We start from the raw sequence: 25,502 nt of genomic DNA on the forward strand, positions 1-25,502 counted from the left end.
ATAAAGCAAATTATTTACAACTATAACTACATACTAAAAACTGGATAAAAATGAAATGGACAACAACAATTGAAAATTTTAAGACCTACCTCACCTTAGAGAAGTCACTCTCTAAGAACTCGGTAGATGCTTACATTAATGACATTACTAAGTTAACTACTTTCTTTAGAGAAAAGAATATTGAGGTAACTCCTGAAGAAGTAGTACTTCAGCATTTGAAGGATTTTGTTGCTTGGATTAATGATGCAGGTACTAGCCCTCGCACTCAAGCACGTGTAATTTCTGGTATTAAAGCTTTCTTTAAGTATCTATTATTGGAAGAAATTATCGAAAAAAATCCAACTGCTTTATTAGAAGCTCCAAAAATTGGACGTAAACTTCCTGACACTTTAACTACAGACGAAATTGACGTTTTAGTAAAAGCTGTTGACATGAACAAGTCAGAAGGACAAAGAAACCGTGCAATTCTTGAAACTTTATATTCTTGTGGATTAAGAGTATCTGAATTGATTGATTTAAGAGTTTCTAACCTTCACTTCCGCATGGGATTTATTAAAATTCATGGAAAAGGAAACAAAGAGCGTTTAATTCCAATTGGAAAGAAAGCTAAAAAAGAAATCAAATTGTATCTTAAAAACTATCGCGGTAAATTAAATATCGATAAGGATAGTGAAGATATCTTGTTCTTGAATAGAAGAGGTCGTAAGTTATCACGTGTAATGATCTTTACTATTATTAAGAACTTGTCTAAGAAAGTTGGTTTGAAGAAAAATGTTTCTCCTCACACTTTCCGTCACTCTTTCGCATCTCACTTGGTAGAAGGTGGTGCTGATTTAAGAGCTGTACAAGAAATGTTAGGTCACGAGTCAATTTTAACAACTGAAATTTATACTCATTTGGATAGAGAATATTTGAAAGAAACAATCAAAAATTTCCATCCAAGATCTAAAGACTAATTGATTTTTCTTTTCATTTTATAATGGAATTTTGAAATAAATGTCACTTTTTACACCTCCAAAGCAGTTGCTTTGGAGGTTTTTTTATAACTTTTAGTTAGAATTATTCCTGCTACTCTAACTCTCAATCGCTCTTTATAGTTAATCATAATTTTCAATTATTTAGAACTCTCGATTTTTACGCAAACGTTTGTATTTCAAAGAAAAGATGGAATTATTTTAAACAAAAAAAGAAGGGAAAACTGAAAAAAAGAAGCGTTTTCAACGTCCCTAGATCAATTTTCCCCACGATAAAAGTAGTAAAACTTACTGAGAAATAATATCTTAAAAATTACAAAAAAATATGTACATAGTAGGATTTATGCATATATAGTCATACTTTTGAAGCTCCAAACCAAATATTAAATGTCACATGAACGCTATTGAAGTTAATATGATTGCAGAATTACAAGAATCATTAAAAAAGCATTCTAACATTCAAGAGAATCTTTCAAGAGAATCTCTAATTACTCAAGCAGTAGAAAATAAAGAAGCTGTTTTAACAAAGAACGGTTCACTTGCAACTTGGACACCTCCTCATTCTACAGGTAGAAGTCCTAAGGATACTTATATTGTAAGAAATCCTGAAAGTGAATTAAATATAGACTGGTCATCAGCCAATAATATTGCTATGAATCCGCAAACGTTTTCGATGATTTTTGAAGACGCTTTAAAGATGATTGATGAGAAGGAAACAGTTTATACAACGGATCGAGTAATTGGTGCAGATTCTAAATATGCATTACCAGTAAAAACCATTACTGATAAAAGTTTGAGTCAGGTTTTTATCGACAACATGTTTAGACCAGTACCTAATGATCTTGACAAATCGATTTTTGCGAATGATGAATTTCATTTAATCGCTTTACCGAACAACAAATTGAACAAAGATCGTTACAAAGGCCTAGTAAGAGAACTTCCTAATGGGGAAACATCTGACATTTGTGTAGTTGTTGATTTCGATCAAAAGATAGGTATTGTTATTGGCTCTTCGTACATGGGAGCAATGAAGAAGTTGATGTTTACAGTAATGAATTACTATTTACCATTTAAAGGTGTACTTCCTTTACACTGCTCGGCAAACGAAGGTAAAAATGGTGATTCCGCTCTTCTATTAGGACTTTCTGGCACTGGCAAAACAACTTTGTCGGCAGATCCAAACAGAGCCCTTTTAGGTGATGACGAACACGGATGGAGTGATGATGGTATTTTCAACTTTGAAAATGGTTGTTACGCTAAAATGATCGATATCAAACCAGAAAACGAACCGGAAATTTACGAGGCTGTAATGCACGAAGATGATTACACCAAACATGGTGCAATTATTGAAAATGCTATGATTTATCCTAATGGAGAATTAGATTTCTTTGATGATAGATTTACTCCTAACTCAAGAGCAAGTTATCCTCTTAATTTCTTAAAAAATATCAAAGAAAGTTCAACCGCTGGAAATCCAAATACTATTTTATTCCTTACTGCTGATGCTTACGGTATATTGCCTCCAATCTCAAAATTGACTAAAGAACAAGCAATGCTTTGGTTCCTCATGGGATACACTTCGAAATTAGCTGGTACTGAAACCGGAGTAACTGAGCCACAGGCAACTTTCTCACGTTTCTTTGGACAACCATTTATGCCTTGTAATCCAAATATCTATGCTGAGATGCTAGGTGAAAAAATGGAGAAACACAATACCAATGTTTTCTTAATTAACACTGGTTGGAGCGGTGGTTCATACGGAACTGGTTCTCGTATCAAGCTAAAGTATACAAGAGCAATGGTAGATGCAGCTTTAAATGGAAAATTAAATGATGTAGAATATACTGAAGACAAATTATTCCATGTAAACATTCCTGCTGTTTGTGAAAATGTTCCAACAGAAATCTTAAATCCTATTAATACTTGGGAAAACAAGGAAGATTACAAAAATACAGCTGAAAAATTGGCTAAGAAATTCTCCGTTGATTTTGATAAATCATATGGAAAACAAAATATTCCAGAAGATATCGTTTCACAATGCCCTGGAAAATAATTAACTCTACTTGTTATTTTATTTCTAATTCAAAAAAAGAGTCTCAATTGAGACTCTTTTCTTTTGGTAAATATTTTTCTGTCACTTCTTTAGAACGAAGATCTTCATACCTCATTCTCACTTCTAATCTGTCATGTATAATTTGGGTAATACTAGTGGTTTTTACTATTTCCTTTCTATTCATTATCAATCCATTATACAAATCTCCATAACCTGCATTTTTATGAAAATTAAGAATATTTGAACTTGATAAATCACTCATGATATTCCAATCTGAAAACCAAGTCTTTCTCATTTCTTTAGCAGCTTTATCATACAAAGTCGAGGATGACCAGATTTCAGCTCTTTCCGGATCAAGTTGCTTATAATGAATCGAACTACCATCCCATCTAATTTCTTCTATGGAAACTTCGGTTTCATATCTTACCACAACCATTGTAAATGGTTCTATATCGATAAAATCAAAATTTAAGATAAACTCCAATGAGTTTTGAAATTTTTCATACTCCAGAACTACAAGTCCCCTACTCTTTTTATAGGGTGGTTCATGCTTGTGCTTTATAAAAGCCCCATTTAATAAACAAACACTGAAACATTTATTACACAACATCCATGTTCCATTCCCTTCTGGATCTTTGGGGTACATGCTTTCAATATTATTGCTAACATACTTACTTGGCGGCAAAGCTATTCTACTTGGATCTTCATCTCTATTAGTAGTAAAAATGAAAGCCGTTTCCCCTAGTGGTATATATGTTAATGTGCACATAAGTCGTCTCTATACCTAATTGTCGAGTAAGCTATCCCAAAATTCTTATGCAATTTAACATCTGGAAACTCTTTTTCAATTGCAATACGAATAATTGCCATATGATGAATTGCATGTTCAATATTGTATACCAACTCTCGTTCTATACTCGAAGGAATTGAAATACTATTCTTTCCTTCACTATCGTAACTAACAACCAATATTAATTCCTTAGCAGGATATCCACTTTCCACCCATTCAGAAGCTTTTCTTAACCTTTGAGAAGCCAAATCCAAACTTGTTTCTGTTTCGTTGCAATGCACCCTATTATCATAGCTTATTGGTTTATTCTCATTGTAAGCATCAATCAAAATATCATAAAATTCGATAATATGTCGCATATGTTTGCCTATTGTATTTTGAGACAACAGACTTAATTCTTTACAATATTGTGAAGGAGTGATATTTTCACACAAATGAATTAGTTGGCTTAAAATTTCTCTATTCGCTAATAAAATTTGATTCTGCATAGGTTATGGTAAAAATGGTTATAAGTACAAGATATCAAATTATCAATATATATCATAGCCTTAAGCAATTTTAACAAATACTTAGATGATTTTATCCAAATCATCTTTTAATCATACAGAAATTACTACCTTGAAACATCATTTTATACTTTATACAGAAAAACTATGAGTAGAAAAATAAAAATCCCTTTCATGATTTCTAAGTGGTTACATTTCGAGTTTTGGCCATTTTGGTTTTTCTACATCCCAATGTTTTTTTACGGATTTTACCTTGCTATTAAAGCAAGAGCATTTGCTTATTTCACTCCTGCTAACCCTGCAATGAAATTCGGTGGAGCATTTGGAATGGATAAAATGAAAATCCTTAGTCTGCTTGATAAAAAGTATATCCCTCAAGGATTTGTTGCACATTCTTCTCTCTCTATACAAGATATAAAGGAATTAATGAATAAACACGAAATAGATTTCCCTATAGTTGGTAAGCCTAATGTTGGTGAACGCGGCGTAGGAGTTGAAAAAATTGATTCCGAGAAAGATCTTATTACATTCCTTCAAAACAAACAAGAAAATATTCTATTTCAGGAATTTATTGACTACCCTATTGAATTGGGCGTATTTTATCATCGTTTTCCTATCTCAAAAAAAGATGGAATTACCTCCATTGTTAGAAAAGAGTTTCTTACGATTACTGGGAATGGAAAATTAAAATTTTCTGATTTGGTAAAAGCAAACATCAGGGCTTCGAGTAGATTATCCTACTTAAAAAACAAATACAAAACAAAATGGGATCAAATAGTTCCCGTTGGCATTAGTTACAAACTTGAACCCATAGGAAATCACAACAGAGGAACCAAATTTTTAGATGGTAATGATCTAATAAATGAACAATTAGTAGCCGTTTTCCGAGAAATATCAGAACCTTTAGATGGATATTATTACGGTCGATTCGATATGAAAGTAAATAGTATTGAAGATTTATACGAAGGAAAAAAAATCAAAATTATTGAGTTAAACGGTACAAATTCTGAACCTGCTCATATTTATGATCCTGACTTTCCTCTATTAAAAGCTTATAAAGTGATAATTCAACATATGAAATTGATTTACGATATAAGCATGGAGAACAGAAAACTGGGAGTAAAGCCTGATTCTTTTAAAAATATTATAAGAGCCTTGTTCAAAAGAAGTTTCTCAAAGGAAGAATATAAAAAAGAGGGTGTTTAAAATAACACCCTCAACTTAATATTGTTTTTGCTTAGCAACCTCCTGCTGCACGCTTTTTCTTTTTGCGCTTTTTAATCGTAGGCTTTGGTTTTTTCACAGTATTGGTATTTGTTACCACAGCATTTCCACCGCCCAAAGCAGCACTTGCTCCTTTTCTAAAGTCATATTTTGCAATTTCATCATCTGCCATAACAGATTTTGGAGCTTGAGGATTTAAAATGGTTTCTGCCCAATAGTTTAATCCTCCTTGCATTACAAAATTGTTTTCGTATCCCAATTGTCTGGTCAACATCCAGGCTTCGTTAGCTTTAAGGTTCCCATTCGAATAAAAAACATTCATCTTAACGCCCTGATCGATATACTCTTCATATTCATCAGAAAGAATCTGGCTTAAAGGAATATTGATTGCTCCTGGCAAGCTGTATTTTTCAAACTCTGCCTGGCTACGAACGTCAATAAGCTGAAGGCTAGGGTCTTTTAAAACCAACATATCCGCTATTTCATCAGTACTAACGAATTGTGTTCCATCCTTCACTTCATCAAGCAATTCTTCTGCCGTTAGTTTAAATGGTTTTGTTGTATTTTCGGGTATAGCTGCAATAATTATCCCTAAAGGAATAAATACAGAAGCTAATATTAATCTCATTTTCATGATCGTGATTTTTTGGTAATTAATAATTAGTACTCTTCACGTGGGAATTTCTTTTCTGCCCATTCGCCAACCCAAAACATGGCAAATGCCATCAGAATAAGCCCAAGAGCAAATACACCTCGTGGAATATCAAGCAATTCATTCATTGTTGGAGTACCAAGATAATTGGCTTTGTACATCTCTTCAAACAATGGATATCCTTCAGTAAAGAAAACAATACCCAAAGTTAATCCTCCAATAAATGCCAAAGCATCCAATTTACCAATTGAGATTGCACAAAAAGCAGTTCCCGGGCAAAATCCACCCATAATGAAACCAACTCCCATTACAACTCCACCAACAATTGCCGATGTTATATATGTTGGATTGATGTATACAAAATCCAAATCGATCCAACCAAAAAGACTAAAAAATAACATTCCTACCATTGCTGTAATTGCAGCAGTAAAGAATACTTTTAAAACCGTTGTGTCGTAACCATAGAACATTCCTGCCAATTTACGACTTGAAGAAAAACCACTTCCTTCCAACACAAATCCAAATCCGATTCCAATTAAAAATGCAATTAACAAATTGGTATCCGGAGAAATTATTTCATTAACAATTAATGGTGCCATAATCTATTTGTTTTTACATTTAAAATTAAATCCAATTCTTTCTAAAAAAGTAAGCCAAGGCAAATGCGGTTCCGAAGATACATGCCATAGTCAAAAATCCTCCGACCGACAACACTGCCATTCCACTTAAGGCCGACCCACTGGTACAACCGCGTCCCAATTGGGAACCAAACCCAAAGAACATTCCACCCAAAATGGCAAAAATGATTCTTCGTTTCGATGTAATCTTTGGAGAATGCTCAACCTTAAATTTTAAACGCTTTGCAAATGCTCCAGACAAAAAACCACCTACTAAAACACCCATCATTTGAAAAACCAACCAAGATTTCATTGGGCTTTCATGCGTTTCATTATAGTTTTTATAGAATGCTGAATTTTCAGCATGGGTAGGAGCAACAGTATTTACTGTAGATACCACTGCACTTTTAATTGCACCACTTGCTCCCAATCCACGACCAGAAACAAAATTTGCCGCCAAAAGCACAAGTCCTAACAATACTCCTCCGATATACGGATTAAAGTATTTTGTTTTTTTCACTTCGCTCATTTTATAGTGTTTTTAAGTTTTTCAATAATTAGATTAGTAAAGCCATCTGCTAGCCTGCCCTGCATAAGCTATAATAAATCGAAGCATAACACTTCCGAAAAGTACTAGAACAACTGGTATTGCAACTGGAATTTTAAATCCTTTCAATTCCATTCCTTCAAGAATTGCAGGAACAATCATTCCCAAGAATACAACGAAAATCCAGAATGGTGCAGTATATTCTCCTCCTAAAAATAAATTGGCAGCATCAATCTGCACCTGAGTACTTGCCAGGAATCCCATGAACATGTGGATAATCAGGAATAACTCAATTCCAATAATCATTAGGTCCAATTGTGCAAATCTCTTTCTTTCTGCATGATTTTTCGACATCCAAATAACCACTGCAGCTCCAGCTGAAAGTCCAGATGCAAGGAACAAAGGTCCTAGAATTGATGTATTCCAAAGTGGACGTGCATTAAATGCAGAGAACAATATTCCTGTATAGATTCCCAAAATTGCCGATGAAATCAGCATAATCCACGCAAGTGTTCTTTTATGCTTATGGAAAAATTCTATTAACTCTTCGATCACATCAAATTTCCAATTCCATTTTGGAAATATATCTTTAATATGCATTGCCGTCCAAATCATTGACAATGGTGTTACTACCATTAAAGTCCATGCTCCCCAAGACATTGGTGATTCCAAACGAATGGTAGTATATAATCTCCAGAAATACAACTTATTATGCAAATCTAAAAACAAAGCAACCAAACCAAGAACTAAAGCAATCGGTGCTAACATTGGAGCAATTCGAACTGCTGTTTTGTATTCTTCGTCCTTATTACGAATGGTATAAAGAGCAGCAAAAAATAGTAAACCTGCTGCCAAACCTCCCAAAAACAAGTAGGTTGGGATTTCCCAATGCCAAACATGTAACTGAGGGTCGATTAGTGGATTATTCCTTCCGCTTATAATAACTTCTTCTCTCATTTTTAAACAGTTTTAGATTAGGAAATACAAATGAGGTTTTGTTCCAGCCTCAGGTATTAGGGTTTTATACTTTCTCTTTTTCAGGATTTGTGAAACTTCACTTCTTGGATCATCCAAATCGCCAAAATACATACATTTGGTCGGACAAACCGAAACACAAGCTGGCTGCATTCCTTTTTTTACTCTGTGCAAACAGAATGTGCACTTGTCTACATATCCTTCTGGATGAACAAAACGCGCATCGTAAGGACATGAAGTAATACAGGCACTACAACCAATACATTCATTCTTGGTTACAAGTACAGTTCCTCCTTCTGAGTAATGACTGGCTCCAGTTGGACAACAGCGTACACAAGGAGAATTCTCACAGTGATTGCATCGTTCCGATCGCAATTCCATTTCTAATTGAGGATAAGTTCCATCCATTACCTCTACAACCCAATCGCGACAATACCCGATTGGCACATCGTTTTCGGTTTGGCAAGCTACTACACAGTCGCAGCAACCTACACACTTTTTAGTATCAATAGCCATTGCATATCTCATAGCTTACACCTCCGAATTTTTAATATCAGTTCTAAATGTTACAAAGTTTCCTCTCATTCCGGTACCTCCCATAATCGGATCGGTCATTACATTAGTAATTAGCTGAGTATCGCTAATTCCTTTACCAAAGCAACGTTTCATTCTCTTATCGGCATGACCGAAACCGTGTACCATGTATATTGAATCGAATCTTATTCTTTCTGTAACTCTTACTTTAATAGGGAATTCTGACACAACTCCATCTTGATTTTCCAGATAAACATACTGTCCGCTACTTAAATCCCATTCTTTGGCAACTTTTGGATTCACCCAGCAGGTATTCTCATCCATCAAATCAGTCAAATTTGGGTTATTGGCAGTTCTACTGAAAGTGTGCATAGGAGCTCTTCCGTATATTAGTCGATAAAATCCTTCTTCTGGTTCCGGATGCGGAGTATAAACCGGCATTGGTTCAAATCCTTCCTCCTCTAATGCAGTAGAGTACAACTCGATTTTCCCTGTATTTGTATTGAATTCCACATCTTCTCCATCAGCAAAGTACAAATCATCAAATTCTCTTTCCAATTTCTTCACTCCAACTCGTTGCATTTCTTCTAATGAAGTTCCAACTTGCTTTAACTCCCAATCAATCTCTTCCTCGATGGTTTCGAATGGGAAATAATCCTGAAGATCTAATTTCTTCGCCAACTCTCGAGCCATCCAATATGCTGGCTTGGTATTGTAAAGAGGATCAACAGCTGGCATTCTCAAGGCAATACTGGGTTCTCTTCCCTGCGATATTCTCAATGCATCATATCTTTCAAGATAAGTACACTCAGGCAAAACCACATCGGCATAACCAGTAATTTCCATTGGCATTGTATCCACAACTGCAATTAAATCTAATTCCTGAATAGCCTGAATGGTTTTCTTTTGATCTGGTAAGGTATTGATTAGGTTAGTTCCATTTACAATCCATCCTTTAATGGCATAATCCATTTCTGGACTAGGAATTGATGCATCGCAAACACCAGAAGCTAAAGCTAAATCCGCCAGATTATATTTGCCACCCATTGCATCACGCCAATTTTTCTTTGGTTTTGGAAATGCCGGCAACTTATAATGTGGCACTTCAGCCTTTTCAGGATTGTAGAATCCACCACGTCTTCCCCAACTCCCTAGTAATGCATTCAAAATAGCAACTGCACGTAATCTTTGCGTATCATCTCCGTACCATGTTACGTGACGCCCAGGATGAACAATTACAGCAGGAGCTGCATTAGCCATTTCTCGAGCTGTTTCTCTAATTTCTTGTGGCTTAATGGTAGTTACACCATAGGCCCACTCTGGTGTATATCTTTGAACGTGATCTTTTAATTGATCAAATCCAAAAGTATATTTTTCAACGTATTCTTTATCGTATAATCCTTCATTGATGATTACGTTCATCCATGCAAGCAGAAGAGCATTATCTGTTGCAGGTTTAATAGGTAACCAGTATTTTGATTTACCCGCAACTGTAGAAAATCTTGGATCAACAGTAATAATATTTGCGCCTTTATCAATAGCATCAGACATTTCCTGTACCTGGCCATTGTGCATATTTTCTCCCAAATGCGAACCTATTAACACCAAACATTTGGTATCTCTGATATCAGTATTTTCTGGAGAGTTAATTCCTTGTCCAAAAGTCGAAATAAATGCAACTTCTCTTGGTCCACGACATTGAGCATATGAAGGAGCTGTAATATTGTTCGATCCAAATGCTTTCAAAAGTTTTCCGAAATATTTACCCCCTGAACCATGTGTAAATAAAGCTGTACTCTCAGGTCCGTGCTCCTTTTTGATTTGTTTCATTTTAGAGGCAATGTATTCGAAAGCCTCATCCCAAGATGCCTCTCTAAAGGTTTGCTTACCTCTTTCTTCGGTACGAATTAATGGTGTTTTTAAACGATCTTCATCGTAATACATACCTACTCCACCCGTACCTCTTGGACAGAAACGCCCATTACAATTCGGATCTAAATCATTTCCTATGATCTTCTTTATCTTACCATTTTCATCCTTATAAACCCAGCCGGCACACTTCCAAAAGCATACTTCGCAATAGGTAGGAGTTCTGGGAAAATCATAAGGCCCTTTGAAAAAAGATTTGTTATTATCGACTAGGTTATTGGCAATAGAATCTAATATTCCACCTCCAAATATTAAGCCTGCTGCACTCAGGGAGCTAATTTTTAAAAACTCTCTTCTGCTCTTCATATTGTGATTATTTATTTTAACACATGAATACATCTAGAAAACTACATCTATGCATGTAAACATATCCCAAATGAAGAATAGACAATATGCTCTACAACATGTTTTTAGGATTTGTAATTGATCTAAACAAAGTAAAATGCCGAAATCCTCTGATTTAAACACATATGCAACTATTTAGATCTTTACTAAATTACATTTGATGTATTATTTCTTTAATAAGAGAGTTTTACATCCTTTATTTAAAGATATATCAAGCTCATTAACGATTCATCCTCCCTCAGTTTTAGCGATAAAAATCTGTAAATATGCTACAGTTTTCCCAAATCTTCTGGACTATTCGCATTTGATAAAATATTATCATGATAATATTTTAAATCTCTGGTCACCAAATACTCCTTGTGCTTAATTTTCTCAAGTAATTTCATCATCTTGTAATTCCCATTAAGCAGTTCAGTTTCTATGGTTGAAAAACATGACCTTTTATAGATTGCCACCAAAGGTTGCTTTTTCCCCATACTATCAACGGCATAAATTAAATCAGCATCACCAATATTTTTTAATAAATCTTTAAAAAGTTCAGTCGGAACATTAGGAACATCACAGGAAATAACAAGGTAATAATCTGCGATAACATTTTTCATACATGAATAGATTCCCCCTATTGGACCACAATTGGCAATTTCATCCTTAATAACGGGAAAATTCAAATAATTGTAGTCTTTATTATTAGAACTGATTACAATATCATCACAAACGGCATTAAGACAATTGACAGAGTATTCGATTAAAGTTTTACCTTGCCACTTTACCAATCCCTTCTCGGTTCCCATCCGTGAGCTTTTACCACCTGAAAGAACTATTCCTATTGAATTTGTATCCTTAATCATATCCAAATATAGAGAAGATTAAGAAAGATCACCACTTTAAGAACTTTTAACTTTTATATGAAAAAGCCAAATACTATCTTTAGAATGATTATAAATAATAAAACCGGAAAGTATGAAAAAGTCAATAGTTTTAATTTTCATGTTGGTTTCCGGAGTAACACTCGGTAAAACAAATATGAATACGGAAAATCAATCAAAAAAAATGGAGATAGCAAGTTTTGGTGCAGGATGTTTTTGGTGCGTGGAAGCTATTTTTCAAGAATTAAATGGTGTTGAAAAAGTAGAGTCGGGATATATGGGTGGAGAAACAAAAAATCCAACTTATAAAGAGATTTGTACTGGAGAAACAGGACATGCCGAGATCTGCCAAATTACCTATGATCGAAATGTAATTAGCTTTGAGGAACTCCTTGAGGTATTTTGGCAAACCCATAATCCAACAACTTTAAACAGACAGGGAGCAGATGTAGGTACACAATACAGATCGGCAGTATTTTATCATTCTGACGAACAAAAAGAACTAGCTTTAAAGTATAAAGAAAAGCTAAATGAGTCAGGAGCCTGGGATGATCCTATCGTTACAGAAATCACTCCTGCATCTAAATTTTACATTGCCGAAAATTACCATCAAGATTACTTTAACAACAATTCGAACCAGCCATATTGCAGTTTTGTAATCAAACCAAAGATGGAAAAGTTTAAAAAAGTATTTAAAAACAAACTAAAATAATAGAATGCACCGCTTAAGGTGCATTTTATATTCCTAGATAATGCAAACGTATGCGGAACTAATAAATCAACCATCAATCAAATCCCATGAATCCTTAATACCTTATACAATAACACTTTTGATTTTTGTTACTATTTTTATGTTGGACAACAAAAATCAATTTCTATGAAAAAATTTTTACCCCTTTTGTTAATTTTTATAATTAATATCCCTACTGGATTTTGCTCTGACAACCCTGCTCAAAAACCACAATTTCCTAACTATGGTATATTTCAGTACTTCGTTCCTACTCAAAGTTTGACTAGTACAAACTTTCTACCAGGAAAAATAATAACTCTTGATAAGCATATCATTACTCCGAAAGGTGTACGGTATAATATTGCTGAAGATGAAATTGAATGTCAAATTAATACCCAGTACAGTAGAATTTCATCTCCTCATAAAATAAGCGAAGTAGATATTAATGGAGATCTTTTTGTTTATAAGAAATACCTTTATAAGGGAGATTCTATTATGGGGTATCTGCAAAAAATTCACACTGGTGTGCAAAACTTGTATGTAAAGCAATATTTGAAAGATTCCCAAAATCCACATTCAAAATTAGACATTAAAGATGTATTTTTTGCTGAAAAATCAGGTAATTTACCTCGAAAGGTAAATTCTTTAAGATCAGAAATCCTAAATATTTACAAAAATCAAGCAAGCTATGCCAATCAATTTATGAAGAATAACAATTATAGCTGGAGTGATTCAAAAGCATTGGTTCAATTGGTTAATTACCTGGAAAAACTTACTGCTGACAATGTAGCCTCACGCTGAACTTTATTGGTGGATGTTCTTTGAAATTCAGAGACATAAAATATTTCACGGGCCTGTTCGAACTTATCGAGCAGGCTTTTTATTTTATATTCCAATTCCATCTTCTGATTTTCATCAACATCATTCCATTCAATCAGAAGAACCACTTTTTGTCCCAAATGCTCATCTGGCAGTCCGGCAATGAAAAAAGGCTGATTGATTAACCCTTCCAATTTCTTCTCGATTTGCTCTGGGAACAATTTTATTCCACCCGAATTTATCACATTATCGAATCTTCCCTTCCACTCAAATTGGGTTTCATCAAGCAATTCTACCACATCATTGGTAGGCAAAGGTTCATCTAAAATGGCTGGTGCATTTATGCTCAAACAATTTCGTGTATCGACAGAAAACTTCGCATTGCCCATAGCTTGATAGGTCTGAGACTTATCAAGACCGTTCAAGGCACGAATGGCAACATGAGAAACTGTTTCCGTCATGCCATAGCCTATGAAACATTCGCTAGATAAATCCTGTAAATCATTCTCCAGAATTTGATCCACAGCTCCACCACCTATTAACAACTTCTTAATTTGCTGTAGGCCTTTCTCTAATTTCAAACTGTTTTTTACCTGCAGAGGAATCATTGCTGCAAAATCAATATCAGAACTGATATTTTCCAAAGGATGTCCGTCAGGAGCAACTGGTATCAAGTTCAATTGCCACTCGAAAGCTCGCACAATCATCATTTTACCAGCAATAAAATTGGCAGACAAACAAAACAGAGCATTCTGTCCTGCTTTAAAGTTGAAAAACTCACCTGTAAGTTTGGCCGAGTTTCTCATTTTTTGCTTCGACAAATACATTGACTTTGGTGCACCTGTAGAACCCGAAGTTTTTGCTTTTACATGCTCAGCATCATCCAACCACTCTACAATGAACTTACAATAGTCTTTTTCCCATTCGCTATCCGAATGAGAAATTTTACTTCTACAATAGACTAATAAATCTAGCTCATCATAGTATTTTCCGTTTATTGTAAGTCCTCTGTTCATTATATTTTATCCCAGCCTAAATTTGTATCGTATTTCAAAAATCCGTTATCGATAATCAATGGAGAAGCAATATTGTTGGTATACAGCTGTCCTGTTCCCAATCCTTGAGGCATAGAGTTGTTCAAAGTATAAGTCCATTGAGCGATTGCATTCAATCCAATATTCGATTCCAATGCTGAAGTAATCCACCAGGGAATTTTTCTGTCATTTGCCAAACCAATCCATTCTTGCGATCCTTTAATCCCACCAACTAAACTTGGCTTTAAAATGATATACTGAGGAGCTATTTTATCCAACAATTCAGCTTTAGCAGGTACATCGTAAACTCCAATTAATTCCTCATCCAAGGCAATTGGCAGAGGAGTATTGGTACACAATTCAGCCATTTCTTTTACCTGCCCTTGCTTTATGGGCTGCTCTATTGAATGCAAATCGAATTGCGCCAAAGCCTTCAATTTTTCCAATGCCGAATCGGGAGAAAAAGCACCATTGGCATCAACACGAAGCTCAATCTTATCTTTGTCAAAGTCTTTACGGATAGATTCCAACAATCTTAGCTCTTCCTTAAAATCGATGGCTCCAATTTTCATCTTGATGCAATCAAATCCGGTCTCTAATTTCTGTTCAATCTGTTCTTTCATAAAAACAGGGTCGCCCATCCATATCAATCCATTGATAGGAATTTTAGCGGTACCACTGCTAAAATCAGAAGGAAACAAGATTTTGGAACCTTTGGCTTTAAAATCCAAAAATGCAGTTTCCAATCCGAAATAAATGGATGGCCATTCTCTCAAACCACCCTCCAAATAGTACCAGTAATCACCAATCTGATCGCAAAGCTCTTGCAGTTTCTCCTCATACCCTTCCTTATCATCCGGGCTTAAACCCTTAATGATAGAGCACTCGCCTATTCCAATTATTTCAGGTTGCTTGTCGTCCCACAAACGAATAAACCAAGAATCTTTCTCCGTTAAAACTCCACGAGATGTTCCACTCGGACGTTTAAAATTTAGAGGATAGTGTACGTAATCTGCTTTAAGCATTTTTTTCAGTGATCAGTTATCAGTAAACAATTATCAGTAATCTAAAGTAATAAGCCTATTCCAAAACTCAAACTAAACAAAAGGGTTGACAATGCCAGTTTTTTTAATTCTGGATCTAATTCTCTTGCCACCTTGTTTTTTATTACAATCGCTGTATGTTTAATCAGCAAGGGCAAGCTAATTACAAATAGCAGCTGATAAAATGAATTCCAATGGACAAATATGTATGCACAAGCCGATAGAATGGCAAAACCAATCAAGAACAAATGGTATTTTTTAGCGGTTTCAGAACCAATTTTCACCACCAAAGTTCTTTTCCCGGTAAGAGAATCATTTTCGATATCGCGCATGTTATTCAAATTCAAAACCCCAACACTTAGCAGTCCAACCGAAGTTGCTGGCAAGAAAATGGTCCAATTTAAATCGCCTGTATGCAAAAAATAGGTTCCCATAACTCCGGCCAAACCAAAAAACAGAAATACAAACAAATCACCAAATCCACTATATCCATACGGATTTTTGCCCACCGTATAATTTATAGCTGCACCAATGGCCAGCAAACCAACTCCCAGCATGATTAATGCCTGAGTATAATTCAACAATTGCAATGCTTCCCATAGTAACCAAAGTCCTGATACCAGCGATAGCAAAACAAATACAATCACCATTCTGGTCATTTCTTTTTTGGTAATCACACCACTTTGAACCGCTCTTTCCGGACCAACTCTATTTTCATTATCAGCACCCGAAATGGAATCACCCAAATCGTTGGCCAAGTTCGACAATATCTGTAAAAACAAGGTAGTTAAGGTTGCCAACAAAAATATTTTAAGGCTAAACTTGTGATCGGAGGCAGCCAACAAACTGCCAAGAAAAATATTAGAAAGTGCTAAAGGCAAAGTCCTTAGCCTAAATGCATGAATCCATGCTTTTGTTTTACTCATCGGTGTTATAGAATTAATCAGGATGTAAATTTAATAATTTTGCAAAGACAAGGCATTATTGCACCCTTGAAGTATTAAAACAAAAAAGCGATGCAATGCACCGCTAATTGTAGTACAGACGCAGCATGTGCTACATCTCTACATAATTGATATGAAAGATTATGCTTCTAATTCTGGAGTTATGGAGTTGGCAAATCTTTTCGAAACTTCAAGATATTTGGCCTTGAAATCATCATGTTTGATGTATTCTTTAATCTCTTCTTGCCATCCGTTGGCCTCTTCCGATAGCTCCATTATTCTTTTCTTGTTGGCAATATTCTTTTTGTTTTTCTTCTCCTCCTCAACAACATCGATATACTGATCTACCCATTTTTCGTATCGCGTTAAGAAAGCTTCTCGATCTTCAACATTCGAATATTTATTCGGATTAACTTCTGCTAACACCTCGGTATCAATTAAAGCAGCAGCCCCTACCGTTAATCCCAATTTCTGTAAAAAACCTCTTCGTGTACTAATTTGATTGCTCATATAATTGCGTTTGCGAATTTCTTCTCTTTATTACATTTGTGATATTGTAAATATCCGATTCCTCTATTATCAAGCTCCCGGCAAACAGCCTCAAGCTTCAAATTACCAATAAAAGACTTTCGGGTCTTAAAACTACTATTTAAATTCAGTTTAAACAATAGGCAAACGCTGATTTCTATGATGAATGTATGATACACATGATTTTCTTCACTCATTATTTATAATTATTCACTATTTTCAAATCCAAATTGTTTACTGATCATTGTTAACTGATAACTGTCATGACCCACATTCCCAACAGAGAAGAAGCACTAGAACTGCTTACTACATACACCAAAAACCCGAGTTTAATTATTCATGCCAAAGCTGTAGAAGCCTGCATGCGTTACTACGCCCGCAAACATGGCGAGGATGAAGAAAAATGGGGTGTTGTAGGTTTGGTTCACGATATGGATTGGGAACAATTTCCTGAGGAACATACCAAAAAAACTCGCGAAATTCTGGAAGCTGCCAACTGGCCCGAGGAATACATCCGTGCGGTTGAGAGTCATGCCTACCTTACCTGTACCGAGGTGATTCCCGAAAGCTTAATGGAAAAAACCATTTACGCAGTTGATGAATTAACAGGCCTGATTCGCACAACGGCTCTAATTCGTCCATCGAAATCGGTATTGGATGTGAAAGTGAAATCGGTAAAACGCAACTGGAAAAACAAACGCTTTGCTGCCGGAGTTGATCGCACGGTGATTGAACGCGGCGCCGCAATGCTAGGCATGGAAATTCCTGATTTGATTCACGATTGCATTGAGGCTATGAAAGAGGTGGCCGAAGAATTGGAGTTGAAGGGGAATCTGTAATTCTAACCACAAAGTACACAAAGGTTTTTCACGAAGGACACAAAGGTATAGTTGTTATTCCTTTGGGAAGTCATCCCGAGGAAGCGAGGGATCTCATTCTATTCGATGATCAGTACACAATAAAGTAGTATACCAAAATCAAATCTTGTTTTTTTTGAAATCTGGGTTTCTGAGAGCTTGAAAATCTGAAAATGTTAGTTCTCCCGATTTCTGAGACCAAATTTCCTTGTGAATCATCCAAATCTGAGTTTCTCAGACAATTTTTGCTTGTTTTTTCTCAAATCTGAGTTTCTGAAAGCTTTTACAATTGAAAATTGTTCTTCTCCCGGTTTCTGAGACCAATTTTTCTTGTCATTTGTATAAATCTGAGTTTCGCACTCACTTTTTCAAATGTTTAGTTCCCAAATCTGACGATCTAATCCTTTTTACAAGCAAAAATGGCTTCCTCCCAATTTCTAAGAATCATTTTTCTTGTTCCTGATTCAAATCTGAGTTGTACACTCCTATTTTCAATATAAACTCATCAAATCCGACTTTTACTTATCAAGTTTAAAATTTAAGCTACCCATCATTTACGATTTACATTCATAAACATATTTTGTCAATCACCTCTCCATCCATCTGATATCCCCACGTAAACCTTACTTAACAGGCTGTCGTATCAAAAAGAAAGGTAGACTTTGTAACAATTAAGATTCATAATTTTTAATATTTATTCAATAAAATTTTTATTAATTACATATTATTTAATAAATTAGTATTGCCCAACAACAAATAACCTTATAAATAACAGCACAATGGAAACAAAACTATTGAGCACATGTACGGCGAACGAAGCCTACGATGCAAACAGTAATTGTTTATCTGTACTTTCTCAAAAAGATTTCAGTTCAGATATTAATTTAACCAATATTGCTACTAAACTAGGTCAAAAAGGGGCAATACTATTAGATTCAATTGGAGTTGAAAAGAAATCGGAATACACAAGCGAAATTTCAAATCTCGACTCCGATTTCGATTCCAGTTTAATCTGTTTTAAAAAATTTGTTGATGCCAATTTGGCTTTGAATGACTCAGAAAAAGCACTTAAAGCCAATAAAATTTCGTCCAAGATAGAGGCCAATAACCCTTTCTTGTACAAATTGGGCTACGAAGAGCAAATGACTCAAGCCTTATCATTATTTTCTGATTTAGATCAGGAAGAGTTTCAAACTGCCATGGCTGATTTGTATGGTGTAAAAGAGAGTTATACCATTTGCAAAGCGAATCACACCAAACTGCAAAGCATGTACCGAAAGGGACAGGAAGTAAAAGCTTTAAAAGAAAAGGTAATTCCTTCGAGTGTAATTAAAAGAGAAGTGACTGACATTATTAATGTTCAACTCATACCTTATTTAAGAGTACTATCGGGTACACAAGCTGAAATGTACGAAGAAACTTACACTAAAATTATTCACTATATCGAATTGGTGAATACCAAAATCAGGACTCGTAGAAGCCGAGCTACTACCGAAGAAGAGGTAACTAGCGAAGTGGAATAAGTCATATTATAAATTTGTGTATTTGGGCAGAGACAAGGCTGAGAGGTCTTGTCTCTATTTTATCTTTACTTTAGATACTTACAAATTTGTTTAAAATCAAAAAGGTTTAAATGAAAACTAAAAAATACAATATTTCATTACTCATATTTGTATTGTTATGCTGTAATGGATTCTGTCAAGAAAAACTAATTAGAATTGGACCATCTTATTCTAATACAAAAATCACTTTAGAACCTATTCACATCTATGATGGTATTCCCATGAATACAAAGATATTCGAGGCGTTAGTTAATCTAAATACAATTGATTCTATTGTCGTTCTTAAAGATTCTATCTACAATAAATTAGGTGAAGCTAAACATTATGGGATTATAGAATTATACACAAAAGATTCTATCAATACTGGTTTGAAGTACATATTAGAAAAATCTAACCATTGGATGTACAAACATCCTCTATCCGCACTCAAAATTAATAATTCCAAAACAAAGTGGAACAGGAGAATAATTCGTAAACTAATTACATTACGACCTGAAGAAATTATAGATATCAATACGGTTGAGCCCAATAGTACAAGAGGTCAAGAGAATGGATTAATGATATTGAAAATTCTTAATTACTAATTGTTAATTGATTTCTCTACCATAGTACACATGCGAACACCACTCCCCATCAATATTAGCAATATTCGGCAAACATGCCCAACGCTCGAAGCCGAACTTTTCCAATAGTTTAATGCTTGCCGTGTTGGGTTCCAGCAAAATGGCAAAAAGGTGTTTGATATGGTATTGAGGAGCTTGTTTGATGGCAAAATCCAATAGCTTGCTGCCAATGCCTTTGCCCTGGTGATCATCGTGCAAGTAGTAGCTTACCTCAACTGCGGTTTGCAGGGCTCTTCTTCCTTGTCGATAGGGCGAATAGCACATCCAGCCAATGATTTCATTGTTTTCCTCTGCCACAAATACCGGATGGGTATCGGGATTATGAGAAGCGAACCATTTTTCACGTTCCACCATGGAGATCTCTTCCAAATCGGCAGTGCAGAAACGCTTGCGCACGGCTTGGTTGTATATCTCGTTTATGGCTGGTAAGTCGGATGTGGTGGCTGGTCTGATTTGCATGACTTAAGTTTTTACCACAAAGGTTAACGAAGGATTTCACAAAAGTAGAATCCACAAATACACACAAATGGACACAAATTCTTACGCAAAAGGCATCATTCCATTTGTGTTTAACTATGGATAAAAAATTTTATTCTAAGAATTACAAAAATACACACAGATGAACACAAATGCTGATGCAAAAAATGCTGTTTATTTGTGACCATTTGTGTGTATTTGTGGACAGTGTCTTATCCCGGGAATTTAGGGAACTTCTGGAATTCAGGATCACGCTTCTCAAGGAATGCATTCTTTCCTTCCTGTGCTTCTTCCATTAGGTAATACATCATGGTTGCATCACCGGCAAATTCCATTAATCCGCGCTGTCCGTCTAATTCTGCGTTCAATCCACGCTTAATCATACGAATCGCCATTGGGCTGCGCATCATGATGGTTTTACACCACTCAACAGTTTCGTCTTCCAATCTTTCCAATGGTACAACAGTGTTTACCATACCCATGTCTTCCGCTTCTTTTGCAGTGTACTGCTTACAAAGGAACCAAATTTCACGAGCTTTCTTCTGGCCTACGTGGCGAGCCAAATAGTTCGAACCAAAACCAGCATCGAAACTACCCACCTTAGGACCAGTCTGACCGAATTTTGCATTTTCAGAAGCAATGGTCAAGTCACAAACCACGTGAAGTACGTGTCCACCACCAATTGCATAACCGTTAACCATGGCAATTACAGGCTTAGGCATAGAACGGATTGCCTTGTGCAAATCCAATACATTCAAACGAGGTACACCGTGCTCATCGATGTATCCACCAACACCTTTTACGTTCTGATCACCACCCGAACAGAAAGCCTTATCGCCAGTTCCGGTCAATACAATCACACCAATATCGCTGCGTTCGCGGCAGATATCCATTGCATCCAACATATCGAAGTTGGTTTGCGGACGGAATGCATTGTACACCTCAGGACGATTGATGGTGATTTTTGCGATTCCCTCGAAAAATTCGAATTTAATATCTTCGTATTCCTTAATGGTAGTCCAGTTTCTAGTTGTCATACCTTCTCTTTTATAGTTTTAAAATAATTTATTAGCACTTGATCGTTTATCGTTCGTGGCGTTTTAATCTCCAGAACGGCAGCTCTTTCGTTGGCTGCATAGAATTCAGGCAGAACGCTTTCTACCTCAGTTTCATTTTCGGCATAAAAATAATCCAATCCGTAGGTTTCTGCCAGTTTATCGGCACGATATTCCTGCACGGTTTCGAAATATTCTTCCAACTCATCTACTCCCGATGGACCGGATATGAATCGGAAAATTCCTCCTCCTCCATTGTTGATGAGAATGATTTTCAGATTTGGCTGCAGGTATTTGTTCCACAATCCGTTTGAATCGTAGAAGAAACTGACATCCCCGGTAATCAGCGTGGTGGTTTTGCCATTCACCAAAGCAGCACCCGCCGCTGTTGATGTACAACCATCTATCCCACTGGTTCCACGGTTCGAGTTATAGGTAAGCTGATCGGATGTCTTGAACAATTGCGCATATCTAACAACAGAACTGTTTGCCAATTGTAGATTTCCCCCTTTCGGGATGGCTTCTAAAATCTTCTCAAAAGCTTTCATGTCGCTCCATTGCAGATGATCCAGATATTGATCATGAATTTTGCCTACTACTGCATCTTTCTCTTTCCAAAGATTTGCATATCCACTTTGCGTATGATTCAATGCTGGCAACAACTGACGGAAAAATGCCAGTGGCGACACATCAATATGAGAAGTCAGGTTCTTGAAGGTATCAATAAAATGATCCTCTTTCCCCACAAACCAATGCTCCTTAGGTCGATATTCACGTAAGAAAGCTTTGATCATCTTCGACACCAATGGTCCACCAAAATTGATCAGCAAATCAGGCTGAAAATCCTTCTTCTCCTCATCCTTAATCGAACAGATTACTCTGTCGATGCAAGGTAGAAATTCTTCTCCATGCAAATTGGCAACCGATTCGGTCATTACCACCACATTTGGTTTTTGAGCCAATTGTTTCAGCAATTCATTCAGTTCTGGTTGCTGATGAAGTAAACCTGCCAATATCAAAATCTTTTTATTGGAATTGAAAGCTGTAGCCAGATCTTCAACACTTTCCTTGCTCAATTCATCTACCGAGCTCACTTTACGGATTACCCTTTCATCTGCATCAGGATATTGTTTTACCCCATACAAAGGCTCACGCAAAGGAAAATTGATATGAACCGGTCCAATACGCCCGGTTTGCGCCTTCGTTAAGGCTTCATTTCCCATTCTGTTCAGATACCAGCAATCATCAGGATTGTTAGCATCCAATGGCAATTGATAGCTTGCCTTCACAAATCCTCTGAACACATCAGGCTGTGGTATTGCCTGGCTGTCGTCCTGACCAATCCATTCGGTTGGACGATCGGCAGAGATCACCACCAATGGCAATCGTTGGTAGTATGCCTCGGCAACTGCAGGTCCGTAATTCAACAATGCCGTTCCTGATGTACAAACCAAACCAACCGGCTTACGGGTTTGCTGTGCAATCCCCAATGCAAAATAAGCGGCAGATCGCTCATCCACAATCACCAAACTTTTAATTCGCTGATCTTTCGCAAAAGAGATACTAAGCGGAGCATTTCTGGAACCAGGCGAAACAATTACATATTCCATTCCTTTGGCCCAACAGATATCAATCAGTTCTTTCACACCCTTGATATCCGAATAATTGCGCTCCATGTATTTTGTATTTTCTTTTTCTATTGTAGAAGTAAATTCTGAATCCATATTTAAACTTTTAGCTTTCAGGCAAAACACCTTGCACATCCTCTTCGATACTTTGTACCCGATATCTTTACCTTTGGCAACTCAAATTTAAAACAAATTCGCTTATTTAATCACTTTAAGCAAAGTTTGCGCTTTAAAACAGGTTTCCATCCATTCCTTTTCAGGATCAGAATCAGCAGTAATCCCTCCACCAACAAATAGTGCCATGCTTTCCTTCAGTACCTTCATGCTTCTCAAATTCACAAACAAAGCAAGACTCCCATCAGCATGAATTGGTCCTAAAAAGCCAGCATAATACTCTCTCCTATGCTTCTCCACTTTTCGGATTAAATCCATCCCTTTGTTTTTAGGCAAACCACAAACCGCTGGCGTAGGATGCAAAGCTTGAGCAAAACTGGAGATCTGATCGAAACTCAATTCAGTATTTGCTTTATAAGTAGTTTTTAAATGAACTACATTACCCGCCTGTGCTGTAAAAGGCCCCTTCTTCTGGTAATCTCTAATCTGATAATTGGAAAGAAGTTCTTCGATATATTTGCTCACGTATGCTTGCTCCTCTATCTCTTTTGTTTCCCATTCAACAGCATGTACTTCTCTATCACCTAACTTCTGAGTTCCTGCTAAAGCTACTGTTTCTATGGTTTTCCCATCCGAATTTAGAAATCTCTCCGGACTAGCACCTATCCACAATCCTTCACCCGGTATATCTACCATGGAAACAAAAGCATTGGGGTAAGTTTCGTTCAATCGAAGAAAAATGGATGCTGCCTCTTTGCGTCCTTTCCCATTCAACACATGTACTCTGGAAAGGATTACTTTATCCAGTCTCTTGCTCTGCAAATCAGTGAGCATTTCCTTTATCTGCACAAAGTAGTCTTCTTTCGAACTTTCGTAAATTTCCGAATCCTCATCCTCCTGATCTGGTAAGCCTGCAAAATCCTTGAAATGTATTGAATATGAGCTAAACTCGAATTCCGGATTTATAAAATACGGAGCTTGCTCTCCATCAACATCAAAAGGCACAAACAGAAAACCATCCTTCCCTTTCAAATCCAATAAAGTGCGAAACTTAGTTGGGCTTGTTTGAATACCAATTTTGATTTCTTGATCTCCTGGCAAAGAATAAGCATAAAACGACAGACGTTTTTGAATACACTGCTCTAAAAAATATTGTATTGATTTTTCTTTGTCCTCCAATTGGCTCATTCTCTATTTTTTAATGATCACATTGGTAATTCGGCAAATCGACACTAGTTTTTCCTTCTCATTCAATACGTTTACTTCAACGATATGAGTCATTTTGCCTTTATGAACAAACTTGGCCTTGGCGATAATTTTTCCTTTTCGCAGACTTCTAATATGATTAGCATTAATCTCCATACCTTTCACATCGTAGTTCTTTAAATCAGTATGAATAACAGAAAGTGCACTTCCCACTGACTCCGCCAATGCAAGAGTAGCGCCTCCATGAAGTATTTTCATAGGTTGCCAATGATTTGAAGTCACCTCCATTTCCGCCACCAAATAATCTTCACCCACTTCTGTATATGTAATGCCTAAATGCTCCATTAAAGTTTCGGAGCACATCTTATTTAAAGATTCTAATGCCTCAGTATTTTTAATCATTCTACAAAAATAATGTTTTCGTTAAGACTTCATCCATTACTTACCTATAGAGCCAAAAAAAGCTCAATTAAATTGAGCTTTACCTTTAGGAAAAATATCTTAATAAAAATTAGTCAATTTTTACATTAACTGCATTTAATCCTTTTTTTCCTTCTACAACATCGTAAGTTACGTTATCACCTTGGTCAACTTTGTCGATCAAACCTGTAACATGAACAAAAATGTCTTCTTGTGTTTCATTGTTTTTAATAAAACCAAAACCTTTAGTTTCATTAAAGAATTTTACTGTACCTGTAGGCATTACTTAAAAAATTTAAAATTATTACGTAGTAAATGTACGTAAATAGATTTAATAACTAAACAAATATCTGATTATTTTCAATTTTCTTGACAAAGAATTAGCATTAAGCATACAACACCTGATTTTCAAGATGATATTTTATATGATCCCTCAATTAAACGCGCCAA

The 25,502-nt window shown here is 36.0% G+C and carries 27 protein-coding genes; 8 read left to right on the forward strand and 19 right to left on the reverse strand.

Annotated elements, in window-relative coordinates:
* The first annotated feature begins 50 nt into the window (after nt 1–50).
* Together xerD and DF185_RS10300 are read left to right on the forward strand one after the other, a co-directional pair.
* Nucleotides 51–956, forward strand: a complete 906-nt coding sequence (gene xerD / locus DF185_RS10295) for a site-specific tyrosine recombinase XerD (protein ID WP_054717346.1) — start codon at nt 51–53, stop codon at nt 954–956.
* A gap of 412 nt (nt 957–1,368) precedes the next feature.
* Nucleotides 1,369–3,027 (forward strand): phosphoenolpyruvate carboxykinase (ATP), encoded by a 1,659-nt coding sequence (locus DF185_RS10300; RefSeq protein WP_110360668.1) that lies wholly within the window; start codon nt 1,369–1,371, stop codon nt 3,025–3,027.
* Between the two features lie 43 nt (nt 3,028–3,070).
* Here the strand turns inward: DF185_RS10300 and DF185_RS10305 are convergent, their stop codons facing one another.
* Nucleotides 3,071–3,796, reverse strand: coding sequence for an NRDE family protein (locus DF185_RS10305; protein ID WP_110360669.1), 726 nt, complete (start codon nt 3,794–3,796; stop codon nt 3,071–3,073).
* Complete coding sequence (locus DF185_RS10310) at nt 3,784–4,305, reverse strand: DinB family protein (protein WP_110360670.1); 522 nt, start codon at nt 4,303–4,305, stop codon at nt 3,784–3,786. The genes DF185_RS10305 and DF185_RS10310 overlap by 13 nt, the downstream gene beginning before the upstream one ends.
* A 165-nt stretch (nt 4,306–4,470) precedes the next feature.
* On the opposite strand from DF185_RS10310, the gene DF185_RS10315 reads away from it, so the two are divergent.
* Nucleotides 4,471–5,529, forward strand: a complete 1,059-nt coding sequence (locus DF185_RS10315; RefSeq protein WP_110360671.1) for an ATP-grasp domain-containing protein — start codon at nt 4,471–4,473, stop codon at nt 5,527–5,529.
* A gap of 31 nt (nt 5,530–5,560) precedes the next feature.
* On the opposite strand, the gene DF185_RS10320 is transcribed toward DF185_RS10315, so the two are convergent.
* The 7 genes from DF185_RS10320 to DF185_RS10350 form a co-directional block, all read right to left on the reverse strand.
* Nucleotides 5,561–6,181 carry a rhodanese-like domain-containing protein gene (locus DF185_RS10320; RefSeq protein ID WP_110360672.1) on the reverse strand — a complete coding sequence of 207 codons (621 nt, stop codon included), beginning with the start codon at nt 6,179–6,181 and terminating at the stop codon, nt 5,561–5,563.
* Between the two features lie 26 nt (nt 6,182–6,207).
* Entirely contained in the window at nt 6,208–6,798 is a 591-nt protein-coding gene (locus DF185_RS10325) for a YeeE/YedE thiosulfate transporter family protein (protein WP_110360673.1), read from the reverse strand.
* A 25-nt stretch (nt 6,799–6,823) separates the two neighbouring features.
* Nucleotides 6,824–7,345, reverse strand: coding sequence for a YeeE/YedE thiosulfate transporter family protein (locus tag DF185_RS10330; protein ID WP_110360674.1), 522 nt, complete (start codon nt 7,343–7,345; stop codon nt 6,824–6,826).
* A gap of 33 nt (nt 7,346–7,378) precedes the next feature.
* Nucleotides 7,379–8,320 (reverse strand): NrfD/PsrC family molybdoenzyme membrane anchor subunit, encoded by a 942-nt coding sequence (gene nrfD, locus DF185_RS10335; RefSeq protein WP_110360675.1) that lies wholly within the window; start codon nt 8,318–8,320, stop codon nt 7,379–7,381.
* Nucleotides 8,321–8,332: 12 nt separating this feature from the next.
* Nucleotides 8,333–8,866, reverse strand: a complete 534-nt coding sequence (locus DF185_RS10340; RefSeq protein ID WP_110360676.1) for a 4Fe-4S dicluster domain-containing protein — start codon at nt 8,864–8,866, stop codon at nt 8,333–8,335.
* Between the two features lie 3 nt (nt 8,867–8,869).
* The gene (locus DF185_RS10345) at nt 8,870–11,107 is read right to left on the reverse strand and encodes a molybdopterin-containing oxidoreductase family protein (protein WP_110360948.1); all 2,238 of its coding nucleotides are present in this window, start codon (nt 11,105–11,107) and stop codon (nt 8,870–8,872) included.
* Nucleotides 11,108–11,415: 308 nt separating this feature from the next.
* Nucleotides 11,416–11,994, reverse strand: coding sequence for a molybdenum cofactor guanylyltransferase (locus tag DF185_RS10350; RefSeq protein ID WP_110360677.1), 579 nt, complete (start codon nt 11,992–11,994; stop codon nt 11,416–11,418).
* Nucleotides 11,995–12,106: 112 nt separating this feature from the next.
* Between DF185_RS10350 and msrA the strand changes: the two genes are divergently transcribed.
* Together msrA and DF185_RS10360 are read left to right on the forward strand one after the other, a co-directional pair.
* On the forward strand, nt 12,107–12,724 hold the full coding sequence (gene msrA / locus DF185_RS10355) for a peptide-methionine (S)-S-oxide reductase MsrA (protein ID WP_110360678.1): 618 nt from the start codon (nt 12,107–12,109) through the stop codon (nt 12,722–12,724).
* 165 nt (nt 12,725–12,889) lie between these two features.
* Entirely contained in the window at nt 12,890–13,543 is a 654-nt protein-coding gene (locus DF185_RS10360) for a hypothetical protein (protein WP_110360679.1), read from the forward strand.
* Here DF185_RS10360 and DF185_RS10365 read toward each other — a convergent pair.
* The 4 genes from DF185_RS10365 to DF185_RS10380 form a co-directional block, all read right to left on the reverse strand.
* Entirely contained in the window at nt 13,501–14,577 is a 1,077-nt protein-coding gene (locus tag DF185_RS10365; protein WP_110360680.1) for an AMP-binding protein, read from the reverse strand. The two genes, DF185_RS10360 and DF185_RS10365, sit on opposite strands and share 43 nt — an antisense overlap.
* Entirely contained in the window at nt 14,577–15,620 is a 1,044-nt protein-coding gene (locus DF185_RS10370) for an o-succinylbenzoate synthase (RefSeq protein WP_110360681.1), read from the reverse strand. Before DF185_RS10370 ends, DF185_RS10365 begins: the two co-directional genes overlap by 1 nt.
* A 41-nt stretch (nt 15,621–15,661) precedes the next feature.
* Nucleotides 15,662–16,564 carry a 1,4-dihydroxy-2-naphthoate polyprenyltransferase gene (locus tag DF185_RS10375; protein ID WP_110360682.1) on the reverse strand — a complete coding sequence of 301 codons (903 nt, stop codon included), beginning with the start codon at nt 16,562–16,564 and terminating at the stop codon, nt 15,662–15,664.
* Nucleotides 16,565–16,723: 159 nt separating this feature from the next.
* Entirely contained in the window at nt 16,724–17,092 is a 369-nt protein-coding gene (locus DF185_RS10380; RefSeq protein ID WP_110360683.1) for a twin-arginine translocation signal domain-containing protein, read from the reverse strand.
* A gap of 281 nt (nt 17,093–17,373) precedes the next feature.
* Here DF185_RS10380 and DF185_RS10390 point away from each other — a divergent pair, with 281 nt between their 5' ends.
* From DF185_RS10390 to DF185_RS10400, 3 genes are all read left to right on the forward strand, one after another.
* Nucleotides 17,374–17,949: an HDIG domain-containing metalloprotein gene (locus tag DF185_RS10390; protein ID WP_110360685.1), complete on the forward strand. Its 576-nt coding sequence runs from the start codon at nt 17,374–17,376 to the stop codon at nt 17,947–17,949.
* A gap of 797 nt (nt 17,950–18,746) precedes the next feature.
* Nucleotides 18,747–19,490, forward strand: coding sequence for a hypothetical protein (locus DF185_RS10395; RefSeq protein WP_110360686.1), 744 nt, complete (start codon nt 18,747–18,749; stop codon nt 19,488–19,490).
* 110 nt (nt 19,491–19,600) lie between these two features.
* Complete coding sequence (locus tag DF185_RS10400; protein ID WP_110360687.1) at nt 19,601–20,113, forward strand: hypothetical protein; 513 nt, start codon at nt 19,601–19,603, stop codon at nt 20,111–20,113.
* A 3-nt stretch (nt 20,114–20,116) separates the two neighbouring features.
* Here the strand turns inward: DF185_RS10400 and DF185_RS10405 are convergent, their stop codons facing one another.
* From DF185_RS10405 to DF185_RS10430, 6 genes are all read right to left on the reverse strand, one after another.
* Nucleotides 20,117–20,611 carry a GNAT family N-acetyltransferase gene (locus DF185_RS10405; protein WP_110360688.1) on the reverse strand — a complete coding sequence of 165 codons (495 nt, stop codon included), beginning with the start codon at nt 20,609–20,611 and terminating at the stop codon, nt 20,117–20,119.
* A 230-nt stretch (nt 20,612–20,841) separates the two neighbouring features.
* On the reverse strand, nt 20,842–21,666 hold the full coding sequence (gene menB, locus DF185_RS10410) for a 1,4-dihydroxy-2-naphthoyl-CoA synthase (RefSeq protein WP_054717253.1): 825 nt from the start codon (nt 21,664–21,666) through the stop codon (nt 20,842–20,844).
* Entirely contained in the window at nt 21,663–23,408 is a 1,746-nt protein-coding gene (gene menD / locus DF185_RS10415) for a 2-succinyl-5-enolpyruvyl-6-hydroxy-3-cyclohexene-1-carboxylic-acid synthase (RefSeq protein ID WP_207784625.1), read from the reverse strand. Before menD ends, menB begins: the two co-directional genes overlap by 4 nt.
* A gap of 102 nt (nt 23,409–23,510) precedes the next feature.
* A complete protein-coding gene (locus tag DF185_RS10420; RefSeq protein ID WP_110360689.1) occupies nt 23,511–24,614 on the reverse strand; it encodes a chorismate-binding protein in 1,104 nt (367 codons plus the stop codon).
* A 3-nt stretch (nt 24,615–24,617) separates the two neighbouring features.
* Nucleotides 24,618–25,034 (reverse strand): PaaI family thioesterase, encoded by a 417-nt coding sequence (locus DF185_RS10425; RefSeq protein WP_110360690.1) that lies wholly within the window; start codon nt 25,032–25,034, stop codon nt 24,618–24,620.
* A 109-nt stretch (nt 25,035–25,143) separates the two neighbouring features.
* Complete coding sequence (locus DF185_RS10430; RefSeq protein WP_110360691.1) at nt 25,144–25,335, reverse strand: cold-shock protein; 192 nt, start codon at nt 25,333–25,335, stop codon at nt 25,144–25,146.
* Nucleotides 25,336–25,502 lie beyond the last annotated feature (167 nt).

The sequence above is a fragment of the Marinifilum breve genome, from assembly GCF_003202155.1.
GTDB classification, from domain to species: Bacteria; Bacteroidota; Bacteroidia; order Bacteroidales; family Marinifilaceae; genus Marinifilum; species Marinifilum breve.